The organism is Paenibacillus cellulositrophicus (assembly GCF_009363095.1).
Classification (GTDB): Bacteria; Bacillota; Bacilli; order Paenibacillales; family Paenibacillaceae; genus Paenibacillus_AQ; species Paenibacillus_AQ favisporus.
Genome location: NZ_CP045296.1, coordinates 708,868 through 720,753 on the forward strand (window position 1 = coordinate 708,868; position 11,886 = coordinate 720,753).

Genomic DNA, 11,886 nt, shown 5'->3' on the forward strand with positions numbered 1-11,886 from the left:
AACCAACACGGAATCCTTACTTCATCATTTTTCAGGAGGTTGTTATGAACTGGAGCGCAACGATCGAGCAAACGCTGTTAACGACGAAAGCCAACATCGCACGCTTTCATGGTCAATTTCCGCATGTCAGCCACGGAGATGGCAAATATCAGCTGGTGAATCATACTGATTGGACGGAAGGCTTCTGGGCCGGCATTTTATGGTTGAGTTACGAATACAGTAAAGATCCGGATATCCACCATGCAGCAGTCCAAAGCGTCCGTACTTTTCAGGAGAGGCTGCAGCAGGGAAGTAACTTGCAGCACCACGATATCGGCTTCCTGTATTCTCTGTCCGCCATGGCAGGCTGGATTGTCGAGCAGAATGAAGATGCCCGGCAAACCGCCTTGCAGGCAGCCGACCTGCTCTTAAAACGATGGAGGCCGGCCGCGCAAATCATTCAGGCGTGGGGTCCGGAAGGGGACCCGGAAAACGGCGGGCGTATCATCATCGACTGCCTGATGAATCTTCCGCTTCTGTATTGGGCGTCCGAGCAGACCGGTGACCCTCACTATGCCGCGATCGCCCGCATTCATGCGGATAAGAGCCGGAGATTTCTCGTACGTGGTGACGGATCATCATACCATACGTTCTACTTCGATCCGCAAACGGGCGATTCGATCCGCGGAGGTACGTATCAGGGCTTCAGGGATGGTTCCACCTGGTCCCGCGGGCAGGCTTGGGGCATTTACGGTTTCGCGCTCGCCTACCGTTATTTGAAGGAGCCGTATTTCTTGGACACGGCTAAGCAGCTGGCCCGGTATTTCATAGATCACGTACCGGAGGATCTCGTGGCTTATTGGGATTTTGACGCCCCGCAGCAGCAGGGTGAACCGAGGGACAGCTCTGCTTCGGCTATTGCAGCATGCGGAATGCTGGAGCTGGCGCAGCATCTGGACGAATCGGATCCTGAACGCGCATTTTTTCAGGAGTTCGCGGAGCAATCCGTCATCTCCATGGCGTACGGTTATTTCACGGCCGGCAGTACGGAGGAAGAGGGATTCCTGCGGCATGGCTCCTACTTTGTCAGAGGGGGAATTTCGCCGGATGATTTTGTCATTTGGGGCGATTATTTTTTCCTGGAAGCACTGATGCGTCTGGATGGCCACTCGCCCGGATATTGGTACGAAAGATCGCTCTAACTATAAAAGGCGGCGAAGAAGTAAATGTCGGCTTTACCGAGTATGAACAAAGGTGGCGGCCATTGTGCCGCCTTTTACCATTGTTTATGCCGTTTCCGCTGAACGACAAGCGTACGCTGAGATGGACTGTTGAGCACAAAAAGAAGGGACACGTTAAAGAACGTATCCCTCCTACCAAGCTCAAACGTATGGCATACCCGAAATGATCCTCGAAATGATTCCTTGTTCAGTCTCAGCCTTTTCCTTTCAAACCGATGTGCCGCGCAACCCTTTCACCCAGCTCCGGAGATGCTTCGTACAAATAACTTAATACGATCCGCTGCGTTTCATGGGATATTCCTTTCAGATCAGCTGCTAAGTTATCCACCAAGTGCTCCTGCTGCGCTGGTGAAATGGCGCGGTAAAACTCACCGGCTTGGGTGAAATTATCCGGTTTGGATATGTCGGTCCGTTCGAGCTTGCCCTCCACGTATCTGCCATTACCGCTGGTCACCAGGGAAGCCGGAGACCAATTCTCCTGGTGATTGATCGGTATGCTGCGAAAGCTAGGGCCTAACCGCCGGCGCTGGGAGTCCCAGTAAATGTTGGCGCGGCCCTGCAGCATTTTATCATCCGACAGCTCGGCACCCTCCAGCAGATTGGAGGGGGAAAAGGCAATCTTTTCGACCTGTCCCATATAATTGTCCGTATTGCGGTTCAATACGAGGCGGCCGACCGGACGAAGAGGGTACTGCTGCTGGTCCCATACCTTGGTATCATCCAGCGGGTCGAACGGAAGATGCGCCGCATCATCGGGATTCATCAGCTGCACATACAGCCCGTACTCCACGGTCTTGCCCGCGGCAATGGTATCGTACAGATCCTGGCCGGCAATATCCGGGTTCTCACCCGCCAGCCGGGCTGCTTCCTGCCGATCGATATACTGCTCGCCGGCTAATGGCATCCAGTGGTATTTTACATAAAAACGCATGCCCTTTGCATTTTTCCACACGTAAGTGCTCACGCTGTGACCCTTAATGTGGCGGAGACTCTTCACCGTGCCCACGTCCGAGTATAGCCAAACGAGGAAATGGGTAGCTTCCGGTGCCCTGGCTACAAAGCTCCAGAAGCGTTCGGGATCGATCAGATTGTTTTTCGGCGAGGGGAGAAAGGCCTTGATCGATTCCGGGAACCGGACGGCATCTCGAACCAAAAAGACGGGGATATGATTGCATAACAAATCAAATACCCCCTGCTCTGTGTAAAACTTGGTGGAAAACCCTCGCACATTGCGCGAAGTATCCGGTGTGCCTTTATTGCTGACCGCGAGGGAAAAGCGAACCGCGACGGGAACCTGCTGACCGGGCGTCTGCAAAAAGCTGAGCATCGTAAAGTCGGTCATGGAATGCACTGTCTCAAAATAACCGAATGCGCCAAAGCCTTTTACGTGGACGGGACGCTCAATGATTTTGCTATGTACAAAGGTTTCCAGCGTTTCATGCAAAATGTTATCCTGTTCCAGGACAGGTCCGCGTTCGCCAACCGTCTGCGAGTGCATCGCGGCCGGCAGATCTTCTGCCCATGGTAAGGACTGGTTTACGCTATGCGGCCTGTCGTTCCCCTCATTTGGAACCGCTGAATTTGGTTCACGGTTCGCTGTATTGCCAGCCTGAGGGGCAGCACCGTTGTGATGGGAATCGTTCATTCCTTAACCTCCATTTTCATGACTTCTCTCCTATATGGTTTATGCGGACTACCAATGAAAATATGAGTGGACATCCGTATGTCATTGCAGGTTTCGCGGCGCTGTGTATCGAAATATAGTCGCTTATAGGTTAGCTGGAATGTCATAAATAAGCCTCTCAAAAGAAACTTTATAAATTATTATCAAGGGTGGGGAATGAAATAACATGATGATATCTTATGAGACCGGTACAAATACATTTCAGTTAAGGGCTGCTTGCATTATCCTCCATAGAGATAAGGTACTGATGCAAAGAGCAGCACATAATCAGTTGTGGTTTATACCCGGCGGCAGAGTGGAATTCGGTGAAACCGCAGAAGAAACGATCGAACGTGAAATGATGGAGGAATATGGGGCACCAATCTATGACCATAAGCTTTTCTGGATAATCGAAAATTTTATAGACTTTCCGGATCGTAAGGTTCACGAGCTGGGGATGTTTTTTCTTGTGAATTTGCCAAGAGATCATTCCATATATCATCATGTTGAAGAATTTCAAGGCATGGAAGAGGGATTTGTCAATCGGTGGATCGATATCGATGAACTTGATCAGTATACCGTCATTCCTGAATTTGTTGCTTCGGAAATCAGACATTTAGATCATACGACAGGGGTCAAACATATTAAAAATAGAGCCGTCAGATAGATCGGAGGGAGAATATATTATGATCCGTGAAGCGGAATCCAAAGATAGGGAACAACTGAGTAACTTGTACAGAATGCTGGTGCCGAACAGTAAGAAAATGAATGTGCTGGAAGAGCAAATCGAAAAAATTAGAATGGATCCCGCCAATTTTCTGTTGGTCTATGAAGAGGAAGGAGCGTTGCTGGGAACGCTTACGCTGAACATCTGCCTTCAAGCCATGCATGGGACCAGACCCTATGGATTGATCGAAAACATCGTCGTTCATGAGGACCACCGCAGCCGGAATATCGGCCAATCCCTTCTGAAATATGCCGAAGAATATTGCAGATCGCTGCATTGTCACAAAATCATGCTGCTCAGCCATTCCAAGCGAGTTCGGGCCCATCCATTTTTCGAACGAGAAGGATATGACGGCTCAGTCAGCAAAGGCTTCAAAAAATATTTGTAAGCACATTCAGGAAAACCTAAAGGTCAGCCCGAATTTCCTCTGTATGAGAAGTGTTCGCTATAATGGGGTAACAGGCATCAAGAAAGGAATGTAATTATGAAGAAATATATCATCATCGGATCAGGCATCCTGGGAGCATCGACGGCTTATCAGCTGGCAAAAATGGGAGCGGACGTCCTTCTCATCGACCGCAAGGATCCAGGACAGGCGACGGATGCCGCCGCGGGCATCATCTGCCCATGGCTGTCGCAGCGCCGCAATCAGGCCTGGTACCGGCTTGCCAAGGCAGGGGCGGCTTTTTATCCCGGGTTAATCAAGGAACTGGAAGCGGAAGGCGAGACTCAGACGGGTTATGCGAAGGTTGGTGCCCTCAGCGTCCACCAAGACCCGGAGAAAATCCGGAAAATGGAGGAGCGAGCTTTGAAGCGCAAGGCGGATGCACCGGAAATCGGCAGTATTACCCGGCTTTCCGAAGAAGAAACCCATCAATCCTTTCCGCTGCTGGAGAGGGGCTATCAATCGGTTCGGATCAGCGGCGCTGCCCGGGTTGATGGCCGTGCCCTGCGCGACGCTTTGATTCGGTCTGCCCAGAGGCACGGGGCTGTTGTGATTCAAGGGGATGCGAAGCTTCTGGCGGATGGGAACCGGGTGAGCGGAGTATCGGTCGGACCCGACGAATATGCAGCGGACCGCACGATCGTCTGTGCAGGGGCGTGGGCCGGACAGCTTCTGCAGCCGCTCGGTGTCCGCTTTAACGTCCGTTACCAAAAGGCGCAAATCATGCACCTCCAGCTCGAGAATCATGAGGATACAGGCACATGGCCAGTCGTCATACCGCCTTCTGATCAGTATTTGCTGGCTTTCGACGAGCAGAAGATCGTGATCGGGGCAACTCATGAAAATGACGTGGAAGGCTACGATACAAGAACAACAGCGGGTGGTATGCAGGAGATTTTGAATAAAGGGTTAACCTTGGCACCCGGATTGGCGGACGGCACCTTTCAGGAGGTCAGAGTCGGATTCCGTCCGTTCACCTCTGATTTTTTGCCAGTGCTTGGAGCCGTTCCGGGCTGGAGCGGCCTGCTCGCGGCGAACGGGCTCGGTGCATCCGGCTTGACGATGGGGCCTTTTATCGGCTATCAGTTAGCTAAGCTGGCGCAAGGCGTGGAGCTTGATATCGACATACACAATTACGATATCCGCAAAGCCATTGATGAGGGTTCGTTAACCGAATCGTAACCCGAACGTAACCCTCATGGATCGCCATTCTTCTACAATAGAAATGACATCTATACATATAAATACGTCTCCAATGGCGTATATAAAGGAGAATGATCCATGAAGAAACGGTTGAAGGTGTTCATTGCGGCGAGTTCGGCATTTGTCATTCTGTCGGGCTCTGCGCTGGCGGTGTCGGCCGGGCCGCGGATTTTTATCAATGGGGCGGGATTCGCCAACAATTTTCTGAAATTGAAAATCGAAAACGGAACCGCCATGGTCTCGCTGCGGGCCATCGTGGAGCAGCTGAAAGGCGAAGTGGAGTACAAGAGCGACGGCATTCATGTGTCATTGCCCGAGGCGAGCAAGCTGGCTCAGCAGGTGAACGGCTTCATGAACGCACTGCAGGCCGATACGCCGGAGGATGCCGCAAAGACATGGATCCGCGGTGTTCAGAAGCGCAGCGGACCGATGCAGTACGCGGTGATGACTCCCGCGCTGCAGGCCAAAACCAAACAGCAGTTTGAGGACAATTTCTGGGTTACCGGGGGTTCCAGTCCTCATATGGGCACAGTCACCAATATGACTACCAAGACATTGTCGGACGGCAAAGTGCAAATCTCCTTCGATTACCCGCTGGTGACTTCCGCAGGCGTGGAAGGCACAGGCAAAGCAATGCTCACGATTGAGAAAGGGTTTGGACCTGCTGATGACCAATGGGCGATCTCGTCCATTTGGCTGAAAGATCCTGGAGATACCGGGCTCATGATCGGCGTGGATTAGTTTTTTTTCGAAAGCTCGCTTGATAGCGGGCTTTTTTTCTTGGTTTATCGTGTGCCCGGCAACCAATAAACATCGTCATTTCCCATTACACTGCATAAAATCCGGCTATTTTTCCCATCGTAAGAACATATTCAAACATGTCGGATTCTTAAGCAGGAGGCAAAAGATGGCGCAGCAGCAGGAACGGGAGCATTGGCTGGCACTCATCAAAAAGGGAAACAAATCATCGGCGATCGCCATGCTCGGCAATGCGGTCATCGCTGCAGCCAAAGGGGTGGGGGCCGCTTTAAGCGGCAGCGGGGCGATGTTTGCATCGGCGATGCACTCGCTTGCGGACTGTGTAAACCAAGGGTTTGTGTTTGCCGGAAGCGTGCTTGCCGAAAGAAAGCCTAACCGTAAATTTCCGACCGGATTCGGCCGCGTGATCAACATTTTCTGCATGGTCGCCGTCATTGTAGTGACGATTATGGCTTATGAAACGATTCGGGAAGGATGGCATTTGATTCATCATCCGGCTAAAGCGGGCGGAGCTTTTTGGATTAACGTGGGTGCGCTTATTCTGAACCTGGTGATCGATGGCGCGATTTTATTTAAGGTGATGAAGGAAATCGCCCGAGAAGCAAGGATCGAGGCCTCCGGTATCTCACTCATCCCTATGGCCTTCAAGCATGTATCACGCTCAGCACCTCCGACGCGGCTGGTCTTTTATGAGGATTTGGTAGCGGTCACCGGTGCGTTTCTGGCTCTTGTCGCTGTTGTTGTGACGACATTTACCGCCTTTAAAGCACTGGACGGCATCGTGACCGTCATCATCGGTGTGCTGATGGTGGCCGTCGCTTTCCGGGTAGGCTATGATAATATGGTCGGACTAATCGGTGTGGCTGCGCCGCGCGACGTGGCGGAGAAGGTGTCTTCCATCATCTTGTCCGATCAGGACGTCACCGACATCAACGGTCTGCGGATTATCCAGGAAGGCCGATACTATCATGTGGATACGATGATCGAACTTCGGAGCGGCCTGTCGCTTGCCGATGCCGATGATATTAAGTTCCGCGTTCAGGACCAGCTCAGCTCGGATCCGGATATATCCGATGTCGTATTAGGCATCATCGAAGATAACGGTGTGAAAAATTGGACGCCGGAGCATTTGAATGAGTTTTCGTAATCGCTAGAATTAAGATATATGAAAAGTCCGCAGAGTGCGGGCTTTTTTGTGTTGGGCTGCACGAATCCGGATTGATGTCTGGGGTTAAATGTGCCATATCTTGTAGCTTGAATGTCTAGATCATGCTATTTTCCTGACTTGATCATCAAGGTTTGACTGCAGGTTACCGTTTAGAATATGGGGCAGAGCCGGTTGAACCAAGAACAATTTGGCGTAACCGCTCTCTTAGAGTCAAGTGTGGAATCATCACGATTAGGAGCTGAGTATCGATGCAGTATACCAACCCCGTCATTCCCGGGTTTCATCCGGATCCCAGCATCTGCCGGGTCGGTGAAGATTATTATCTGGTCACCAGCACATTCGAGTATTTTCCGGGGGTGCCTATTTTTCACAGCAAAGATTTGGTGCATTGGCGGCAAATCGGACATTGCCTGACGAACGAGCAGCAGCTGCCGCTGGCGGGTGCAGGCAGTTCAGGCGGCATTTACGCGCCAACCCTTCGCTACCATGACGGTATGTTTTATATGACAACGACCAATGTTAGCGGGATCGGGAATTTTTATGTGACCAGTGTTGAAGCAGCCGGGCCCTGGTCCGATCCGATACCCGTTGCGCAGGGCGGAATCGATCCATCTTTGTTTTTCGATGAGGACGGCCGTGTGTATTTCCAGTCGACCCGAATGGGAGACGAGGGAGACGGGATTTATCAATGCGAAATCGATAAGGAATCCGGTGAGATGCTCACTGAAAGCCGCTTGATCTGGCAAGGAACCGGAGGGTCGCATCCCGAGGCGCCGCATCTCTATAAAATAGGGGATTATTATTACTTGATGATCGCCGAAGGCGGAACGGAGTTCGGACATATGGTGACGATCGCCAGAAGCATCGATCCTTACGGACCTTATGATTCTTGCCCACATAATCCGATTCTGTCGAACCGGAGCTTAAAGAGCACCATTCACGCCACCGGTCACGCCGATCTCATTCAGGCCCATGATGGAAGCTGGTGGGCCGTTTGTTTGGGAATCCGGCCTCCGTCCTATCCGATGCGCCACCACCTGGGCCGGGAAGTGATGCTTGCGCCGGTAACCTGGACGACGGACGGTTGGCCGGTCATCGGAGCAGGCGGACACATCGAACCCGTTATGGACTCGCCGAATTTGCCTGCCGTCCGCTGGGACGATAAGCCGGCTAGGGATGACTTTGACGCCTCACAGCTTCAGCTGGAGTGGACCTTCTTGCGTAATCCCGCTCCTGGTAGCTGGTCTTTGGAGCGGCGGCCTGGGCACCTGGAACTTCGCGGAAATCGGACGACGCTGTCAGACACCGGCTCTCCGGCGTTTGTTGGCCGCCGTCTGTGCCATTTTACCTGCAATATTTCGGCAGCCATGGAATATGAACCAGTCGGCGACGGGGAAGAAGCCGGGTTAACCGTTTATATGAATGAGAAGTATCACTATGATCTTGCCGTTACGTCAAGAAATGGAGTCAAGAAGATACGGCTTCGGCGCACTGTCGGTTCCTTAAGCGTGGAGAAAGAACATGCATGTCCGGCAGGGCAGCTGGAGTTGAAGATCGAGGTACAGCCTGACAAGTTCGTGTTTTATTACGGGCAGGCGGGAGCAGAACTGACGGAAATCGGCTGGGGGGAGACCCACCTGCTTTCCACGGAAGTGGCCGGAGGGTTCACCGGGGTATTCGTGGCGATGTATGCGGTATCTGCCTATGAAGAGCCTGCTCCTGCGTCGTTCGATTGGTTCGAGTATGATCCGGTTGGCTGACGCTGGTGCTCCAGCCGTTACAGCTGCACGCTTTTCCGGAATGATTTTGGCGTCATGCCGTAAGTTTTTCTAAACTGGCGTGTCAAATAATTGCTGTCGTTATAGCCGCATTCGTATGAGATTTCGGTGATCGAAAGGTTCGTCTGCTTGAGCAGGATGCATGCCCGTTCCAGGCGAAGCCGCTGAAGATACGCCATCGGCGACGTCTGATAATATGCCCGAAAGATCCGGTTCAGGTGCCGTACGGAAATCCGGGACTTATCCGCGATTTCTTCCAGGGTCACCGGTTCGAGGTAGTGGTCTTCGATATAGGATACTGCATTTGCCAAATGCATGAGATTGCTCTCGACGCCCTGATCCTGGTGCTCATACAGCCTGGACAAGTATACGGCAAGCTCCATAAACCTTGACGCCAGCATCGTTTGGTACCCTTGGTGCCGATGGTGGTATTCGTCAATCATATCGGAAATGACCGAAGCCACATGTTCGAGATTGGACAGCGGAATATTGAGTTTACTTTCATAAGGATGCAGATGGCGATAAAGCGGTTCCAAAATAAAAAGCGCCTGAAATCCTTGAGACGCCCTTAAATCCGGGCCGGCATATTTCAGCATATCGGGCTTGAACATGATGTTGCAAATTTTAAAATCGTACGGATCCTTGTAGGCATGCTGCGTGGCGCCATTAATAACAAACACGTTGCCTTTTTTGATAAAAGAAGCCTCGTTGTTGACGATATGCGTAGCATGTCCGTTCAGTACGATCACCAGCTCGCAAAAGTCGATGTGCTTATGCAGCTGCATGTCTTCGTCATGACCTCCATACTGGATGAAAAACGGAAACTGCTCGTCGGTCGTAAACCAGTTTAAATACACGTTGATGCTCATGGAGGATCCCACCCGAAAAAGTATGGTTTGATGTCTATATCATCCTATAATCGCGACTTAAAAATCAAGGTTTGCTTGTAGATTACGAATTACAATGGCTATTAACCAAACCGGAAACCGGTAGAGGAGGGATGTTTTTCGAGGATATTTCCGAAAACGTTTTTACTTCACGCACATACGGAAGGATAACCGGGAGAGCTAACATCAATCAGCTAAGCTAAACCGAAAAATGCAAACGCATTCTTAACAGAAATAAGGGGGAACATGACCATGACAGGTACAGTTGGGAAAAAATTTGGGCTGCTTCTTCTTGCCGGCATGCTGTTCATTTCGGCAGGGTGCAGCAGTTCAGGGGATGGCAAGCCAGCCGATTCGGCCGGCAGCACGCAGGACTCCAAAGCGGACGATACGAGCCCGATCACATTTTCGTTTTTTGGGGCGGACGCGAGCTCGAACTGGAACAAAATGCAGGATGAGGTTGGCCAAGAGATCACCAAAAGGACAGGGGTGACCCTGGATGCGGAATACGCCGTATCCGGCGCGGGAGCGGATAAAATATCGCTTATGGCAGCGAGCGGTGATTACCCGGATCTGATTTACGGCAAGGGCGATGTCGATAAATTGGTGGAAGCCGGGGCCATGATCGACCTGACCGATTTGATCGACAAGTATGCACCCAATCTGAAAAAAGTATACGGCAAGTATATGAACCGTCTGCCATACAGCAACGACGACCAATCTATCTACGTCATACCAAGTAACGCGGCTGTTGATCAGCAGGACTTTGACGCCGGCAGCGGCTTTGAAATTCAAAATGCGGTGCTGAAGGAACTGGGTTACCCGAAAGTCAGAACCGTCAAAGATTTTGAAAACGTTCTCCAGCAGTACAAGGATAAGCATCCCACCATTGACGGCAAGCCGACCATTCCGTTAACTTTGGACGCCGATGACTGGAGAATCATGATCACGGTCACGAACCCCGCAGTGTATGCTACCGGACTCAAGGACGACGGTGAATACTACATTAATCCGGACACCTTTGAAGCCAAGCTGCACTATAAGCGGCCGGAGGAGAAGGAATACTTCCGCTGGCTGAACCATATGTACAATGTGGGTCTGCTGGATAAAGAAACGTTTGTCCAAAAGAGCGATCAGTATAAGTCCAAAATCGCCAGCGGCCGCGTCCTCGGTCTGATTGACGCCAAATGGGGATATGCGGAAGCCGAGAATGCCCTGAAGTCCAGTGGGAAGGCGGATCGCACCTACGCCCATTTTCCGGTGACCATGTCGGAAGAGTACAAGGATCATAACTTCCAGGATACCGGATTTATGTCCGGCTGGGGCGTTGGCATTACGACCGCGTGCAAAGATCCCGTACGGGCGATCAAGTTCCTCGACTTCCTTGCATCGGATGAAGGACAGGTCCTGATCAACTGGGGGATTGAAGGTAAGCACTATAATGTGGTGGATGGCAAACGGGTCATTCCCCAAGAAGTGCTGGATAAGAAAGTGAATGATAACGCCAACTTTACAAAAACCACCGGGATCGGCTTGTACGGAAACATGTCGGCTCACTACGGAGACGGTGTCAAGGACGCCACAGGAAACTACTACACGACGAATTTCCCGGAACAAATTATCGCCTCATATACCAAGCCGGAAAAGGAAACGCTTGAGGCATACGGAGCAACCACCTGGAAAGACCTGTTCCCATCGAGCAAGGAATTTCCGGTCAAGCCGTGGGGTGCTGCCTGGAATATTGCGGCTCCGCAGGACGGCAATTATAATGTGATCTATCAGAAAACGCAGGATATTATCCGCAAACGGATCCCGGAAGCTGTGTTGGCAAAACCGGAGAAGTTCGATGCGATCTTTGACGGTATGCTGAAGGAGCTCGACGACGCGGGTGCTGTGGAGATGGAAAAGCAATATACAGAGCTGGTCAAAGCGAGAGTGGAGCTGTGGAGCGGTAAATAAACGCGCATAAAAAGATGCACAAAGGGAGTCTTGAGCTCCTTCTGTGCATCTTCTGCGTTTAATATATACATATCTGC

At 51.4% G+C, this 11,886-nt stretch carries 10 protein-coding genes; 8 read left to right on the top strand and 2 right to left on the bottom strand.

Translation table 11 applies throughout. The annotated features are described in order from the left end of the window. Nucleotides 1-44 precede the first annotated feature (44 nt). On the top strand, nucleotides 45-1,181 hold the full coding sequence (locus GCU45_RS32860; protein WP_152404372.1) for a glycoside hydrolase family 88 protein: 1,137 nt from the start codon (nucleotides 45-47) through the stop codon (nucleotides 1,179-1,181). A 232-nt stretch (nucleotides 1,182-1,413) separates the two neighbouring features. Here GCU45_RS32860 and GCU45_RS32865 read toward each other — a convergent pair whose 3' ends face one another. Then, entirely contained in the window at nucleotides 1,414-2,718 is a 1,305-nt protein-coding gene (locus GCU45_RS32865; protein ID WP_152404735.1) for a catalase, read from the bottom strand. A 352-nt stretch (nucleotides 2,719-3,070) separates the two neighbouring features. On the opposite strand from GCU45_RS32865, the gene GCU45_RS32870 reads away from it, so the two are divergent. The 6 genes from GCU45_RS32870 to GCU45_RS32895 all read left to right on the top strand — a co-directional run bounded on the left by GCU45_RS32870 (nucleotide 3,071) and on the right by GCU45_RS32895 (nucleotide 8,945). Next, complete coding sequence (locus GCU45_RS32870; protein ID WP_152404375.1) at nucleotides 3,071-3,550, top strand: NUDIX hydrolase; 480 nt, start codon at nucleotides 3,071-3,073, stop codon at nucleotides 3,548-3,550. Nucleotides 3,551-3,569: 19 nt separating this feature from the next. Then, the gene (locus GCU45_RS32875; RefSeq protein ID WP_152404378.1) at nucleotides 3,570-3,998 is read left to right on the top strand and encodes a GNAT family N-acetyltransferase; all 429 of its coding nucleotides are present in this window, start codon (nucleotides 3,570-3,572) and stop codon (nucleotides 3,996-3,998) included. 96 nt (nucleotides 3,999-4,094) lie between these two features. After that, entirely contained in the window at nucleotides 4,095-5,237 is a 1,143-nt protein-coding gene (locus GCU45_RS32880; RefSeq protein ID WP_152404380.1) for an NAD(P)/FAD-dependent oxidoreductase, read from the top strand. 99 nt (nucleotides 5,238-5,336) lie between these two features. Beyond that, entirely contained in the window at nucleotides 5,337-5,999 is a 663-nt protein-coding gene (locus GCU45_RS32885; protein ID WP_152404381.1) for a hypothetical protein, read from the top strand. A 166-nt stretch (nucleotides 6,000-6,165) separates the two neighbouring features. After that, on the top strand, nucleotides 6,166-7,164 hold the full coding sequence (locus GCU45_RS32890; RefSeq protein WP_145945910.1) for a cation diffusion facilitator family transporter: 999 nt from the start codon (nucleotides 6,166-6,168) through the stop codon (nucleotides 7,162-7,164). 269 nt (nucleotides 7,165-7,433) lie between these two features. Further along, nucleotides 7,434-8,945, top strand: a complete 1,512-nt coding sequence (locus GCU45_RS32895; protein ID WP_152404383.1) for a glycoside hydrolase family 43 protein — start codon at nucleotides 7,434-7,436, stop codon at nucleotides 8,943-8,945. A 17-nt stretch (nucleotides 8,946-8,962) separates the two neighbouring features. On the opposite strand, the gene GCU45_RS32900 is transcribed toward GCU45_RS32895, so the two are convergent. Beyond that, nucleotides 8,963-9,832 (bottom strand): AraC family transcriptional regulator, encoded by an 870-nt coding sequence (locus tag GCU45_RS32900; RefSeq protein WP_152404385.1) that lies wholly within the window; start codon nucleotides 9,830-9,832, stop codon nucleotides 8,963-8,965. A 264-nt stretch (nucleotides 9,833-10,096) separates the two neighbouring features. Between GCU45_RS32900 and GCU45_RS32905 the strand changes: the two genes are divergently transcribed. Next, a complete protein-coding gene (locus GCU45_RS32905) occupies nucleotides 10,097-11,809 on the top strand; it encodes an ABC transporter substrate-binding protein (RefSeq protein WP_425281313.1) in 1,713 nt (570 codons plus the stop codon). Nucleotides 11,810-11,886: the final 77 nt, after the last annotated feature.